We start from the raw sequence: 14,038 nt of genomic DNA, 5'->3' as shown, positions 1-14,038 counted from the left end.
TGGTATGGCGGGTTAACGCGCCGAGGAGGTGAACGGCAGCAGAGCCACCTCGCGGGCGTTCTTCACCGCGATCGCGACGTCGCGTTGGTGCTGCACGCAGTTGCCGGTGACACGCCGCGCCCGGATCTTGCCGCGCTCACTGATGTATGTGCGCAGCAATGCGGTGTCCTTGTAGTCGATTGTTTGACCCTTCTTTGCGCAGAAGACGCATTTGCGCGCCTTGATCGGCTTTTCCGGAGCCGGGCGCCGCTTAGTGGACTTGGCCATGCCTGTCTTTCTTTCGTTTCTTACTGGTGTGAAGTTCTGTCGTTAAAACGGCGGTTCGTCGTCGCCGCCGCCGAATGACCCCGAAGCCGGAGCACTCCCCCACGGGTCGTCGCCCGCGGCACTGGGCGCCTGCGCGGGCGCCGGGCGAGAGCCACCACCGCCGCCACCGGCACCGAAGCCGCCGCCTCCGCCGCCGGAGCGGCTGGCCTTGTTGACCTTGGCGGTGGCGTACCGAAGGGAGGGCCCGATCTCGTCGACCTCGACCTCGACGACGGTGCGCTTCTCACCTTCGCGCGTCTCGAAGGAACGCTGCTTGAGCCGCCCGGTGACGATCACCCTGGCGCCACGGGTCAGGCTCTCGGCGACGTTTTCCGCGGCCTCTCGCCAGATGTTGCAGCGCAGGAACAGCGCCTCGCCGTCTTTCCATTCCCCGCTCTGCCGGTCATAGATCCGAGGCGTCGAGGCGACGGTGAAATTCGCCACGGCAGCGCCCGACGGAGTGAACCGCAGTTCGGGGTCCGCAGTCAGGTTGCCGACAACGGTGATGGTGGTGTCACCAGCCACAGGTTCCTCCTCGTTCCGCCGCGAGATGGTGGAGAGTCATGAATGTTTTCGCTGAGCCTACGCAGCCATCCCGACAGTCGGCAGTCAGTGCTTGTCGGTGCGCATCACCTTGGTGCGCAACACCGACTCGTTCAGGCTCAGCTGGCGATCGAGCTCGGATACCGTCGCCGGCTCGGCCTTCAGGTCGACGACGACGTAAATGCCCTCGGCGTGCTTGGCGATCTCGTAGGCCAGGCGGCGCTTGCCCCAGATGTCGATCTTGTCGACGGTTCCGCCATCCTTGCGGACGACGTTGAGGAACGTCTCCAAGGATGGGGCCACGGTGCGTTCGTCGAGCGTGGGGTCAAGAATGACCATGATTTCGTATGGACGCATGGAAACCTCACCACCTCCTCTGGTCTCAAGCGGCCACGGTCGGTCCGTGGCAGGAGGGTCGCCTGCGTCGGCAACCGCCCCAGGGTACCGGATGCGCGGTTGCCCCGCTAAATCGGTTACTGCCGGGACCGCAGGTACTCGTTGGCCCTGGCCACGGTGGCGTCATCGGCCTTGCTCAGCGCACCCGCGTCGAACGGCGGCTGTGGGTCGTATTCGATGAGGAGCTGCGCGGCCTGCGCGGCCTCGCGGTCGACGAGCAGCTCGACCAACCGCAGCGCCATGTCGATGCCGCTGGACACACCGGCGGCGGTGACGATCCGCTGTGGTAGGTGCTCGACGACGCGTTCGGGCACGTACCGCGCACCCAACTGGTTGAGCAGCTCCGCGGCGCGCCAATGGGTCGTCGCGGTGAGCCCGTCGAGCAGGCCGGCCGCGGCCAGCAACAGCGCGCCGGTACACACCGAGGTGGTGAAGGTGGTGTTCGGGTGAACCGACTGGAGCCAGGCGAGGACGTCTTCGTCGTGGATCAGCTGGCGGGTTCCGATGCCGCCGGGAAACACCACCACGTCGGGAGCGCCGACTTCGTCGAAGGTGGCGTCGCAGCTGACGCCGAGCATCCCGTTCTCTGTTCGCACCTCACCCCGGCGGTGTCCGACGAAAACCACGTCGAATGACGGAATGCGCTGCAGCACTTCGTATGGACCCACCGCGTCGAGCGCGGTGAACCGGGGGAACAGCGGGATCGCGACCTGCATCATGCCCCGGCGCCGGTCACGCCCACCGGGTCGGTCCCGCTCTCCGTTTCGGGTGGCGTTGCGGCGGACGGCCGCCGTGCCCGGTGCGGACGCAACCAGCCCGGCAGCCAACGGGGCGGTGCGTCGTGGGCGCGGTCGAAGGGGCCGCCCGCCGGGTCGTCCACCCGTCCGTCCCAGCGCACCAGATCCTCGGCGGGCCGGTAAATCTGCCGGATTACCAAGGCGCACAGCGCCACGACCGCGATGTCACGCAGCAACACCGCCATGGTGAAGAACTGTTCGGGCAGCCCGCGGTTCGGATTGCCATACAGGTAATACATCCGCGGCACCCAAACCAGCGCGTCAATCGTCATCCACGCCAACAGGATTCGCCGATGCGGCAAAGCCAGCACCGCGAGCGGCACCAGCCACAACGAAAACTGTGGGCTCCACACCTTGTTGGTCAACAGGAAGGCCGCCACCACCAAGAACGCCAGCTGCGCCACCCGCGGCCGCCGCGGAGCGGTGAACGCGACGTAGGCTATTGCCGCACAACACAATGCGAACAGCACGGCGACGACGGCGTTCAGCATTGTCGGCGGCTCCCAGAAGCCCAGGTTCGGATCGAAACCACGCCAGCCGGTAAACGACTTCACCACGTTGTACAACGAGTCCATGTCGTCGCCGCGGCGGGTATTGAGTCGGAAAAACTCCGACCACCCCCGCGGAAACAGCACCAGCACGGGAAGATTGACCAACAACCACGTCGCCACCGCCGTCCCCGCGGTGCGCCCCAGGGCCGCGACGGGCCCGGTCCGGATAGCCAGCACCAACATCGGACCCAGAAGCAACAGCGGGAAGAGCTTGGCCGCCGCGCCCAAGCCGATCAGAACGCCGGCGAGCACGGGTTTGCGCCGCGCCCATGCCAACAGGCCGCCCATCGCGAACGCCGCTGCCAGAGCATCGAAGTTGGTGAATATCTGAAAGATCACCAGCGGCGAGGCGCCCACCAGGGCCGCGTCCCAGATTCGCCGGCCCGACAGCCCAGCGGTTGCCCACACCGTCGCCAGCCAGGCCAACGCCAACCCGAACGCCGCGACGTCGAAAAACATCACCACCTCGGCGACCACCGGAAGGGGTGCGACCTTGCTCAGCGCGGTGTAGGTCTTCGCCAATGCCATCGACACGTACTGATAGACGCCGGTCAACACCGGATACTCCATGTATCGCACCGCGGGCTGCCCGTCGTAGCGGGTCTGTGGTGCGCCGCTGGTGTCGGTCTCGATCCAGCTGGACTTGTACGGAAACTTGCCCTGGTTCAACAACTCGGCGCCGTAGAGGGCCACCGTGTCGGAGTAGCACAACTCGTAATACGCACGCTGGTTTGCCCAATTGGCCACGCGCTGATCGCCCGTCCCCGTGCTCGTGCTCTGCAGGCACGCCGCCTTCGTCGACCAGCCCAGTGCCAGGAACACCAGCGCGATCAAGAACATGACCCGCACCGGGGTCATCACTCGGGTTCGCCCGATCAGCGCGTGCCGGCCGACGGGTCCACCCACGACATCCGCCAAAGCCGCGCCCAAAACGTCAGTGTGGCTGGGGCAATCCCGGTTGTCGGCGCTACGGAGATCGGCGGCCAAGGGCAGCGGTGAAATGGTCGCGCTATCCGGGTGGGCTCCGGTCACGGCGGAGCTTGCGGGCCACCCGGCGGGACGCCGCCCTGGTAGGGACCGCCCGGCTGGTTGCCGCCCTGGTAGGGACCGCCCGGCTGGTTGCCACCCTGGTAGGGACCGCCCGGCTGGTTGCCACCCTGGAAGGGGCCCCCGGGCTGGGTCCCGCCCGGTTGCGTTCCGCCCGGCTGATAGCCACCCGGCGGTGGCGGCGCATTGGTGATTGTCGTTGGGGGGCCGACGGGAATCGTGATGCCCGGCGCGACCTCGATCGTGGGCTGGATGACTGTCTCCGAAGGGGCAGCGGGCGGTGGTGGCGGCGCGGCGGGCACGCCCGCGTAGCCGCCGATCTCGCTCGGCTTCGGGAAGCTTTCGTTGGACGTGCCCTTCAGCGCGCCGTCCATCGTCGACTTCCAGATGTCCGACGGTAGGCCGGAGCCGTAAACCTCTGCGCCCGAGGCCGTTACGAGCGGCACGTTGTCAGAAACTGTGCCCACCCACACGGCTGTCGACAGCGACGGCGTGTACCCGACCATCCAGGCGTCCTTGTTGGACTTGGTGTCACCCAACTGCGCCGTGCCGGTCTTCGCCGCCGACGCACGACCGCCGGACAGGCTGTGGCCCCGCGAATAGCCGGCGATCGGCTGCATCGCGGCGGTGGTGTTGTCCGCCACGCCCTTGTCGATGCGCTGCTCGCCGGCGTTGTCCGAGCCGCCGGCGTCGAAAAGAACCTGCCCCTCCGCGTTGACTACCTTCTGCACCAGATGCGCCCGGTGATAGACGCCGGACGCGGCGAGCGTCGCATACGCCGAGGCCATGTCGATCGGCCTGGTTTGATACTGGCCCAGCACGATCCCGTTGTTGGGTGGTCCGCCCTTGCCGTCCTCGGAGAGTGTGTGCGCCACGCCGGGGAAGCTGGTCGCCACACCGGCTTGATGAGCGGCGTCGGCGACAGCCTGCGGGCCGCCCTTCAGCTTGAGCATCAGCCGGTAATAGGCGGTGTTGAGCGAAAGCTTAAGCGCCTCGGCGATATTGCACGTGCCACAGCTCTCGCCGTCGACGTTGGTGATCTTGATGCCGTCCACGGTCAGCGGGGAGCTGTCGACCTGGTAACCCAGTCCGATGCCTTGTTCGAGCGCGGCCACCAGGGCGAACACCTTGAACGACGATCCCGTCTGCAGCCCCGCCTGGGCGAAGTCGAATCCGTTGGCGTCCGTACCTCCGTAGTAGGCGCGTATCGCGCCGTTGTGCGGGTCGATCGAAACAACGGCACTGCGCATGTCCGGGTCCTGGCCGTCGAGGTACTTCGACACCGCTTTCTCCGCGGACTGTTGGGCCTTGGGATCGATCGTGGTGGTGACCTGGAGCCCCTGGGTGTTCAGGGTCTGCTCATCGATGTTGAACAGCTCCATCAGCTCTTTGGTCACCTGGCGCTCGATCAGCCCGTTGGGGCCGGTGGTCTGGTTCTGCGCGCGGGCCAGATCAGGCGCCACGGTCGCCGGAAACACCTGTGCCGCACGGTCACTCGGCGATAGGGCCTTGGTTTCCACCATGCCGTCGAGCACCCAGTTCCAGCGATCCGTCGCGCCTTTGGGGTCGACGGCCGGGTCCAGTGAGGACGGCCGCCGAATCAGCGCCGCCAACAGCGCCCCCTCGGACACGGTGAGCTGCTCGACCGGCTTGTTGAAGTAGGCCTTGGCCGCGGCCGAAATCCCATAGGCACCGCGGCCGAAATAGATGATGTTCAGGTACGCCTGCAAGACATCGTCTTTGGACCACTCCCCCGACATCTTGGTGGCGATGACCAATTCCTTGGCCTTGCGCATCAGGCCGCTGAGCCCGTGTTGCGCCGAACCGACCAGCGCGTTCTTCACGTATTGCTGAGTGATCGTGGAGCCACCCTGCAGGTCGCCCCCGCCGAACAGGTTGTTGTTCACCGCCCGCGCGAAGCCGGTGAACGAGAAGCCCGGATTGGAATAGAAGTTGCGGTCCTCCGCGGCGATCACCGCCTGGCGCACGTGCACCGGCACCTGATTGAGATTGACGTCCACCCGATTGCCTTCGGGCGGAACGATTTTCGCTATTTCCGAGCCGTCGCTGGCCAGGATCGTCGAAACCTGGTTGGTACGGATGTTTCCCGGCTTGGGGATGTCGACGATGAAGTACGCCATCGCGAAGGTGACAATCGGCAACAGCACCAGCACCGCCGCCGACAGGTACGCCGCTCGTCGCACCCACAACCAGTTGATCTGCTGCACCCATTCGGCCCCCGGCCGGGGCGGCCTCCCGCCCGGCGCGCCGGGCCCGTCGGGAAGCCCGGGTGGGGGCGGCGGCCCTTGCGGTGGGCGGCTGCCCGGCATCGGCCCGGCGCGCCGCGCAGACGTTGCCGCGCGCCCGTCCAGCGCGGCCTTGACCTCATCGAGCGGGTCCCGCTGCGGCGCCGGGGTGTCCAGCGCGGCCTTCACTTCTTCGATCGGGTCGCGCCGCCGGGGGGACCGATCGTCGACGACGGGCGGCAGGATCGTCGTCAACCGGTCGTCGGGCGGTACCGGACGGCCAGAATTGCCCGGCCGACCGGCGTTGGTATGTTTGCCCACGTCCTCGGTCGCCTTTCCGTTCACATCACGGGACGGCGGGTCGTGGCGCCCTTCGTTATTCAATTTGGTTCAGCGGCCGTCCGGGCGCTGTCGCGCGCCGTCCGCGTAGTAGTCCGGGTGCCCCGGGGAGGAGGGGCCGAGCGCGCCGCACCCATCACGTACGACTTCACCAAGTGATTCCAGCTGCAGGTTCGGCACACCTCCACCACATGGACCGAAAACTCCTCGTAGCGGGTCGCCAACAGGACCAGCTCTTCGGCCGTGCGGGCCGAGCCCGAGACCGCACCCAGGTGGTCGCCGAATACCCACGACACCAGGGTCAGCGGCTCCTTCCGGCAGATCGGGCACATCACCTGGCTGGTTTTCCCGTGAAACTTCGCTGCGCGCAGCAGATATGGGTTGGCGTCACACACCTCGGACACACCGGTGCGGCCCGAGTAGACCTCGGCAAGCAGCGAGCGCCGCCGAAGCGCGTAGTCCACCACCTGTCGCTGCAGTCGCACGCTGACCAGAGTACGTGGCCGTCCGCATGGCCGACACGCAACCGATGCCGTTGCCGTACCGAGCCGGCCCGAGGCGCAGCGATCGGGCGGCGCATCCCCGTGCCGAACCAACGCGGACCGCTGCGATCGTCCGCGAGGCGACATCATTCGGCGGCCCGGTGGGCGTTTAAAACCCGGCAACGCGGTGACTAATATCGCACCAACAGCAGGTAGTGTTGTGGCGAATATATCGAAACGATACTATTGCGCGAGGCGTCGGACCGTCGTAACAGGCCATGCAAAGGGGGTGAATCGATGCTTGAGCTCGCCATCCTGGGGCTCCTTATCGAGTCGCCCATGCACGGCTACGAGTTGCGCAAGCGGCTGACGGGTTTGCTGGGCGCCTTTCGCGCATTCTCGTACGGATCGCTCTACCCGGCCCTGCGGCGCATGCAGACCGAAGGGTTGATCGCCGAGAATGCCGCCCCGGCCGGAACCCCGGTGCGGCGCGCTCGGCGGGTCTACCAGCTGACCGATGCGGGCCGTCATCGTTTCGGTGAGCTGGTGGCCGACACCGGTCCGCACAACTACACCGACGACGGCTTCGGAGTGCACCTGGCGTTCTTCAACCGCACACCGGCCGAGGCGCGCATGCGCATCCTGGAAGGCCGCCGGCGTCAGGTCGAGGAGCGCCGCGAAGGTTTGCGGGAAGCGGTGGCGCGGGCGAGCAGCTCGTTCGACCGCTACACCCGCCAACTGCATCAGCTGGGGCTGGAGTCCAGCGAGCGTGAGGTCAAGTGGCTCAACGAGTTGATCGCCGCGGAGCGAGCCATGCCAGGCCTTTCCGAACAGACGTAGAACCCCTGCACGAACCGACATGAGAACCCGAGGCAAGAAGCAATGAGTGAGGAGAACGCCCTATGAGTGACCACAAGCCGTTTGGGGCGCCGGAGGCGCAGTCCGAGGTACGAGTCGCCATCGTCGGCGTCGGAAACTGCGCCTCGTCGCTGGTTCAGGGCGTCGAGTACTACCAGAACGCCGACGAGACGTCGACGGTACCGGGCCTCATGCACGTGAAGTTCGGCCCGTACCACGTTCGCGACGTCAAGTTCGTGGCGGCGTTCGACGTGGACGCGAAGAAGGTCGGCTTCGACCTGTCCGATGCGATCTTTGCGTCGGAGAACAACACGATCAAGATCGCCGACGTGGCGCCCACCAACGTGGTGGTGCAGCGCGGCCCCACCCTCGACGGCATCGGCAAGTATTACGCCGACACCATCGAGCTGTCCGACGTCGAGCCCGTCGACGTGGTGCACGTGCTGAAGGAAGCCAAGGCCGACGTGCTGGTGTCCTACCTGCCGGTGGGCTCCGAAGAGGCCGACAAGTTCTACGCGCAGTGCTGCATCGACGCCGGCGTCGCGTTCGTGAACGCGCTGCCGGTGTTCATCGCCTCCGACCCGGTGTGGGCCAAGAAGTTTGCCGACGCCGGGGTGCCGATCGTCGGTGACGACATCAAGAGCCAGGTCGGCGCGACCATCACGCACCGGGTGCTGGCCAAGCTGTTCGAGGACCGCGGCGTCCAGCTGGACCGCACCATGCAGCTCAACGTGGGCGGCAACATGGACTTCCTGAACATGCTCGAGCGCGAGCGGCTGGAATCCAAGAAGATCTCCAAGACCCAGGCCGTCACCTCGAACCTGCAGCGCGAGTTCAAGACCAAGGATGTGCACATCGGGCCGTCCGACCATGTGGGCTGGCTCGACGACCGCAAGTGGGCCTACGTGCGGCTCGAGGGCCGCGCCTTCGGCGACGTGCCGCTGAACCTGGAGTACAAGCTCGAGGTGTGGGACTCGCCGAACTCGGCGGGCGTCATCATCGACGCGGTGCGGGCGGCCAAGATCGCCAAGGACCGCGGCATCGGCGGACCGGTGGTCCCCGCGTCGGCGTACCTGATGAAGAGCCCGCCGAAGCAGTTGCCCGACGACGTCGCGCGCGCCCAGCTCGAAGAGTTCATCGAGGGGTAACTCTCCGCCGCGCGAAAGTGCAACTGGGGCCGGCTCTTCTCGGGATACGTGCCGCTAGTTGCACTTTCGTGGGCCGCTAGCCTGGTCTCTGTGACCGAGATCTCCGAAGACGAACTGGCCGGGCTGTCCGAATTCTCGCTGCTGTCGGAGAACGCCGAGCAGGCCGGCGTCACGGGTGCCGTGCCGGACGTAGAGCGGGTCGAGTCTGGCACCGGGGAAGGCAGAATCAGCGCGCTGCGCTGGGGCGCCCTCTCACCGGGAGGCACGCCACGCATCGTCTTTTTGCACGGCGGCGGCCAGAACGCCCACACCTGGGACACCGTGATCGTCGGTCTCGGGGAGCCGGCGCTGGCCGTCGACCTGCCCGGGCACGGCCACTCGGCGTGGCGCGAGGACGGCGACTACTCCCCGCAGCTCAACGCCCAGGCCCTGCTGCCGGCGCTGCGTGAGCACGCGCCGAGCGCCGAACTCGTGGTCGGCATGTCGCTGGGCGGGTTGACCGCTATTCGGCTGGGGGCGCTGGCGCCCGAGCTGGTCGACGAACTCGTGCTGATCGACGTCACCCCGTCGGCGTTGCAGCGGCACTCCGAGCTCACCAAAGAACAGCAGGGCACGGTGGCGCTGATGCACGGCGAACGGGAATTCCCGAGCTTTCAGGCCATGCTGGACCTGACCATCGCCGCCGCACCGCACCGCGAGGTGAAGGCGCTGCGCCGCGGCGTCTTCCACAATTCGCGCCGGCTCGACAACGGCAAGTGGACATGGCGCTACGACGCCATCCGCACCTTCCCCGACTTCGACGGGCTATGGGACGACGTGGACAGGCTGTCCGCGCCCATCACCCTCATCCGCGGTGGCTCATCGGGCTTCGTCACCGACGAGGACGCGGCCGAACTCGGCAGGCGGGCAACTAATTTCCGCGCTGCGCACGTCGTCGAAAACTCGGGCCACTCGGTGCAGAGCGACCAGCCGCTCGCCCTCATCGACCTCCTGCGCGGGGTGCTCGACGCGCGCTGAGCGTCCTACGGTGGTCGTATGACTACCACGCTTCCCATCCGTATCGGCGTGCAGCTGCAGCCGCAGCACGCGCCGCACTATCGCCAGATCCGCGACGCCGTTCGCCGCTGCGAGGACCTGGGCGTCGACGTCGCCTTCAACTGGGACCACTTCTTCCCGCTCTCCGGTGATCCCGACGGCCCGCACTTCGAATGCTGGACCCTGTTGGCGGCGTGGGCCGAACAGACGTCGCGCATCCAGATCGGTGCCCTGGTGACGTGCAACTCCTACCGCAACCCTGAGCTGCTGGCCGACATGGCCAGAACCGTCGACCACATTTCCAACGGCCGGCTCATCCTCGGGATCGGCTCCGGCTGGAAACAAAAGGACTACGACGAGTACGGCTACGAATTCGGCACCGCGGGCGGCCGCCTTGACGACCTGGCTGCCGCGCTGCCCCGGATCCAGGAGCGGCTGGGCAAGCTGAACCCGCGGCCGACCCGGGACATCCCGGTGCTGATCGGCGGCGGCGGCGAACGCAAGACCCTGCGTCTGGTGGCCGAGCACGCCGACATCTGGCACAGCTTCACCTCCGCCGACGAGTTTCCCGCGAAGTCGGCCGTGCTCGACCGGCACTGCGCCGACGTCGGTCGGGACCCGGCCAGCATCGAACACTCGGCCGCGGTCGACGGGAGCCTTGCAGGCGGCGGCCTGATCTCCAACGCCGAAACGCTGGTCGTCCTGGGGGTCCGGCTGCTGACCGTCGGTTGCGACGGTCCGGATTACGACCTCTCCGCCGCCGAGGCGCTGTGCAACTGGCGGGATGGTCGTTAACCAGGTTGGCTCCCGTTTGCCTGCGCTTCATCCACCAAATATCTGAACGCTCGCGCCAAGTCATGAGAAACTCTCAGCGCTAGATCAGCGAAATCACGTGTGGAAGGCACTCAAGAAGCGGATGCCAAAGAAATACGGGGTCAAAGAAAAGGACCAGGTTGTTTCGCACATTCTCAACCTGGTGCTGACCGGAAAGTTGCGCAGCGGTGATCGCGTCGACCGCAACGAGATCGCGGTCGGCTTGGGGGTCAGCCGCGTCCCGATTCAAGAGGCGCTGGTCCAGCTCGAACACGACGGGATCGTGTCCACCCGATACCACCGGGGCGCGTTTGTTGAGCGGTTCGACGAAGCCACCGTGCTCGAACATCACGAGCTCGATGGCCTGCTCAACGGCATCGCCTCGGCGCGCGCGGCCGCCAACCCCACGCCACGGATCCTGGGCCAGCTCGATGCGCTCATGCGATCGTTGCGCTCGGCGAAGGAAGCACGGGCCTTTTCCGAAATCGCTGCGGAATACCGACGCACGATCAACGACGAATACGCCGGTCCGCGCCTACACGCCACTATCCGCGCTTCGCAAAACCTCATCCCCCGGGTCTTCTGGATGACCTACCAGTGCAGCCGCGACGACACGTTGCCGTTCTACGAAGACGAGACCTCGGCGATGCACCGGCGTGACCCCGAAGCCGCGCGCGCCGCGTGCGTCGGCCGATCGAACCTGATGGCCCAGACGATGCTTGCCGAACTATTTCGGCGCAGGGTCTTTTCGGCGCCCGACGACATCGGCCAAGTGGTTCCGGGCGAGCTCGGGGTCTTCGCGGACACCGACCGGACCCGCGGCGAGCCGTCGATCGCGCTTTAACGAGCCGCGCCGCCGGTCTGCCGATACGGTGGCGGTGATGAATTTATGCGTGCGCCGGCGCGCCACGCGCCGCGGAAGGCTCCTCGGACTGGCCGCGACGACGATGGTCGTGTGCGGTGTGGCGTTGAGTCCACTGGCGGCGCCCGCGCGCGCCGACATAAACCAATGCGCGCCAGCGGGATTGAATGCCGCGACCGCCCTGCCCAAGGATCTGACCGCGGCCCCGTCCGTGGGTCGAGACGACCAGCACACGACACAGACCGTCGAACCGTTGAGTGCGGTCAACGTCGACGCGTTGGGCCTGGGTGCCCCGGGGGTGCTGACCGTGGGCACGCTGTCGGACGCCCCGCCCAGCGTCTGCGTCAATCCCACCGGCGAATTCAGCGGTTTCGACAACCAGTTGCTGCGAGCCGTTGCCGGCAAGCTCGGGCTGCAGGTCCGCTTTGTCAGCACGGATTTCTCCGCGCTGCTCGCCCAAGTGGCGTCCCGGCGCTTCGACGTCGGCTCAGCTTCGGTGAAGGCCACCGACGCGCGGCGTCGCACCGTCGCATTCACCAATGGCTATGACTTCGGCTTCTACTCGCTGGTGGTGCCCTCCGGCTCGGCGATCCACAACTTCGGTGATCTTCGGGCCGGCCAGCGCATCGGCGTGGTCCAGGGCACCGTCGAGGAGTCCTACGTCGTCAACACTTTGCACCTGCAACCGGTGAAGTACCCGGGCTTCGCGACGCTTTACGCCAACCTCAAGATGCGACAGCTCGACGCGTGGGTGGCGCCCGGCACCCTGGCGGCCAACTTGATGCGGCCGGGCGACCCGGCGGTGGTGGCCGCGAACACCTTCACTCCGGGTGACCCGGTGGCCTACGCGGTCGCGAAGGAAAACCAGCCCCTGGTCGACGCCCTGAACTCGGGGCTCGATGCCGTCATCGCCGACGGCACGTGGGCGAACCTGTACTCCCAGTGGGTGCCCCGGACGTTGCCACCCGGGTGGAAACCCGGATCGCAAGCCGCTCCTGCTCCCAACCTGCCGGACTTCGCCGCGATCGCCGCGAGCCAGCACCACAAGCAGGTCGGCCCGGCCGCGCCGAAGTCGACGCTGGCCCAGCTGCGCGATTCCTTTCTCGATTGGGATCTGTACCGGCAGGCCATCCCCACCTTGTTCACCACGGGGCTCCCCAACACGCTGATCCTGACCAACAGCGCCCTCGTCATCGGCCTGGCGCTGGGCATGGTGCTGGCAATGGCCGGGATCTCGAACTCACGCTGGCTGCGCTGGCCCGCGCGGGTCTACACCGATATCTTCCGCGGCCTTCCCGAGGTGGTGATCATCCTGATCATCGGGATGGGCCTCGGGCCGCTGGTGGGCGGGCTGACGAACAACAATCCCTACCCGTTGGGGATAGTCGCCTTGGGGTTAATGGCCGCCGCCTACATCGGCGAGATTCTGCGCGCGGGCATTCAGAGCGTCGACCCCGGTCAACTGGAAGCCTCCCGTGCCTTGGGATTCAGCTATGCGGCCGCGATGCGGCTGGTGGTGGTGCCGCAGGGAATACGGCGGGTGTTGCCGGCACTGGTCAACCAGGCCATCGGACTGTTGAAGGCCTCCGCGCTGGTGTACTTCCTTGGCCTGATCGCCGATCAGCGCGAGCTTTTTCAGGTGGGCCGGGACCTCAACGCGCAGACCGGTAGCTTGTCGCCGTTGGTGGCCGCCGGCCTCTTCTACCTGATATTGACCATTCCGTTAACGCATTTGGTGAACTACATCGACACCCGCCTTCGCCGCGGCAGCGGCGCTGCCGAGGACGAGCAGACCCACATCCTCAACCCCACCTTCGGCCAGGAGATCACGTGACCGCCGCCGCCCGTGCGCCAGTGTCATTGCAAGCCAAGGGGATTCACCAGACCCTGGGTGGTACGGCGGTGCTGCGCGGCGTCGACCTCGAGGCCCCCGCGGGCACTACGGTCGCCATCGTCGGCCCGTCCGGCTCGGGTAAGTCGACGCTGTTGCGCACGCTGAACCGGCTGCACGAGCCCGACAGTGGCGACATCCTGCTGGACGGCCGGTCGGTGTTGCGCGACAACCCCAACCATCTTCGCGAGCGCATCGGCATGGTGTTTCAGCACTTCAATCTCTTCCCGCATCTCAGCGTGCTGAAAAACGTTGCGCTGGCGCCGCGAAAACTGCGGGGACTGTCCGGTGACGCCGCCCGGGAGCTGGCATTGGCTCAGCTGGACCGAGTTGGCCTGAAGCACAAGGCCGCTGCACGGCCCGGGATGCTGTCCGGCGGCCAACAACAGCGGGTCGCGATCGCCCGCGCCCTAGCGATGGCCCCACAGGTCATGTTCTTCGACGAGGCGACCTCGGCGCTGGACCCCGAAATGGTCAAGGGAATCTTGCAACTCATCGCCGACCTCGGCGCCGACGGCATGACCATGGTTGTAGTCACCCACGAAATGGGCTTCGCCCGGTCGGCGTCGGATACGGTCGTTTTCATGGACCACGGCAAAGTCGTGGAATCCGGTCCTCCCGAGCAGATATTCGATGCCGCTAAGACCGAGCGACTGCAGCGCTTCCTGTCCCAAGTGCTTTGATGTCTATAACTGACCCGCGATAGCTACGTTGTACGCCACAC

At 66.5% G+C, this 14,038-nt stretch carries 14 protein-coding genes; 7 read left to right on the top strand and 7 right to left on the bottom strand.

Annotated elements, in window-relative coordinates; genetic code table 11:
- Positions 1-12 precede the first annotated feature (12 nt).
- The 7 genes from rpsR to A5764_RS05765 all read right to left on the bottom strand — a co-directional run bounded on the left by rpsR (position 13) and on the right by A5764_RS05765 (position 6,710).
- Entirely contained in the window at positions 13-267 is a 255-nt protein-coding gene (rpsR, locus tag A5764_RS05795; RefSeq protein ID WP_067109947.1) for a 30S ribosomal protein S18, read from the bottom strand.
- 42 nt (positions 268-309) lie between these two features.
- Complete coding sequence (locus A5764_RS05790; protein ID WP_067109943.1) at positions 310-831, bottom strand: single-stranded DNA-binding protein; 522 nt, start codon at positions 829-831, stop codon at positions 310-312.
- An 84-nt stretch (positions 832-915) separates the two neighbouring features.
- Entirely contained in the window at positions 916-1,206 is a 291-nt protein-coding gene (gene rpsF / locus A5764_RS05785; protein ID WP_067109940.1) for a 30S ribosomal protein S6, read from the bottom strand.
- 116 nt (positions 1,207-1,322) lie between these two features.
- Positions 1,323-1,964 (bottom strand): DJ-1/PfpI family protein, encoded by a 642-nt coding sequence (locus tag A5764_RS05780; protein ID WP_197501213.1) that lies wholly within the window; start codon positions 1,962-1,964, stop codon positions 1,323-1,325.
- On the bottom strand, positions 1,961-3,625 hold the full coding sequence (locus A5764_RS05775; RefSeq protein ID WP_067109935.1) for a glycosyltransferase family 87 protein: 1,665 nt from the start codon (positions 3,623-3,625) through the stop codon (positions 1,961-1,963). The genes A5764_RS05780 and A5764_RS05775 overlap by 4 nt, the downstream gene beginning before the upstream one ends.
- Entirely contained in the window at positions 3,622-6,207 is a 2,586-nt protein-coding gene (locus tag A5764_RS05770; RefSeq protein ID WP_369807279.1) for a transglycosylase domain-containing protein, read from the bottom strand. The genes A5764_RS05775 and A5764_RS05770 overlap by 4 nt, the downstream gene beginning before the upstream one ends.
- A 59-nt stretch (positions 6,208-6,266) precedes the next feature.
- The gene (locus A5764_RS05765; protein ID WP_067109932.1) at positions 6,267-6,710 is read right to left on the bottom strand and encodes a DUF5318 family protein; all 444 of its coding nucleotides are present in this window, start codon (positions 6,708-6,710) and stop codon (positions 6,267-6,269) included.
- A gap of 294 nt (positions 6,711-7,004) precedes the next feature.
- Here A5764_RS05765 and A5764_RS05760 point away from each other — a divergent pair, with 294 nt between their 5' ends.
- From A5764_RS05760 to A5764_RS05730, 7 genes are all read left to right on the top strand, one after another.
- Positions 7,005-7,547: a PadR family transcriptional regulator gene (locus tag A5764_RS05760; RefSeq protein WP_067109929.1), complete on the top strand. Its 543-nt coding sequence runs from the start codon at positions 7,005-7,007 to the stop codon at positions 7,545-7,547.
- 62 nt (positions 7,548-7,609) lie between these two features.
- Complete coding sequence (locus tag A5764_RS05755; protein WP_067109925.1) at positions 7,610-8,713, top strand: inositol-3-phosphate synthase; 1,104 nt, start codon at positions 7,610-7,612, stop codon at positions 8,711-8,713.
- 90 nt (positions 8,714-8,803) lie between these two features.
- The gene (locus A5764_RS05750; protein ID WP_067109922.1) at positions 8,804-9,730 is read left to right on the top strand and encodes an alpha/beta fold hydrolase; all 927 of its coding nucleotides are present in this window, start codon (positions 8,804-8,806) and stop codon (positions 9,728-9,730) included.
- An 18-nt stretch (positions 9,731-9,748) separates the two neighbouring features.
- Positions 9,749-10,543 carry an LLM class F420-dependent oxidoreductase gene (locus A5764_RS05745; protein ID WP_067109919.1) on the top strand — a complete coding sequence of 265 codons (795 nt, stop codon included), beginning with the start codon at positions 9,749-9,751 and terminating at the stop codon, positions 10,541-10,543.
- Between the two features lie 121 nt (positions 10,544-10,664).
- Positions 10,665-11,405, top strand: a complete 741-nt coding sequence (locus A5764_RS05740) for a GntR family transcriptional regulator (RefSeq protein ID WP_067109917.1) — start codon at positions 10,665-10,667, stop codon at positions 11,403-11,405.
- 37 nt (positions 11,406-11,442) lie between these two features.
- A complete protein-coding gene (locus A5764_RS05735) occupies positions 11,443-13,257 on the top strand; it encodes an ABC transporter substrate-binding protein/permease (protein ID WP_067110212.1) in 1,815 nt (604 codons plus the stop codon).
- The gene (locus A5764_RS05730) at positions 13,254-13,997 is read left to right on the top strand and encodes an amino acid ABC transporter ATP-binding protein (protein ID WP_067109914.1); all 744 of its coding nucleotides are present in this window, start codon (positions 13,254-13,256) and stop codon (positions 13,995-13,997) included. The genes A5764_RS05735 and A5764_RS05730 overlap by 4 nt, the downstream gene beginning before the upstream one ends.
- The last annotated feature ends 41 nt before the right edge of the window (positions 13,998-14,038 follow it).

Source organism: Mycobacterium sp. 852002-51057_SCH5723018 (assembly GCF_001667035.1).
Classification (GTDB): Bacteria; Actinomycetota; Actinomycetes; order Mycobacteriales; family Mycobacteriaceae; genus Mycobacterium.
The sequence above is the reverse complement of the archived record's forward strand: the minus strand, read 5'-3'. Positions and strand labels throughout refer to the sequence as shown.

Excerpts from the sequence above, each read along its gene's own strand:
- A5764_RS05780 (WP_197501213.1), bottom strand. The coding sequence starts at position 1,964 with ATGATGCAGGTCGCGATCCCGCTGTTCCCCCGGTTCACCGCGCTCGAC.
- A5764_RS05745 (WP_067109919.1), top strand. The coding sequence starts at position 9,749 with ATGACTACCACGCTTCCCATCCGTATCGGCGTGCAGCTGCAGCCGCAG.
- A5764_RS05760 (WP_067109929.1), top strand. The coding sequence starts at position 7,005 with ATGCTTGAGCTCGCCATCCTGGGGCTCCTTATCGAGTCGCCCATGCAC.
- A5764_RS05740 (WP_067109917.1), top strand. The coding sequence starts at position 10,665 with ATGCCAAAGAAATACGGGGTCAAAGAAAAGGACCAGGTTGTTTCGCAC.
- A5764_RS05755 (WP_067109925.1), top strand. The coding sequence starts at position 7,610 with ATGAGTGACCACAAGCCGTTTGGGGCGCCGGAGGCGCAGTCCGAGGTA.
- rpsF (WP_067109940.1), bottom strand. The coding sequence starts at position 1,206 with ATGCGTCCATACGAAATCATGGTCATTCTTGACCCCACGCTCGACGAA.
- A5764_RS05735 (WP_067110212.1), top strand. The coding sequence starts at position 11,443 with ATGAATTTATGCGTGCGCCGGCGCGCCACGCGCCGCGGAAGGCTCCTC.
- rpsR (WP_067109947.1), bottom strand. The coding sequence starts at position 267 with ATGGCCAAGTCCACTAAGCGGCGCCCGGCTCCGGAAAAGCCGATCAAG.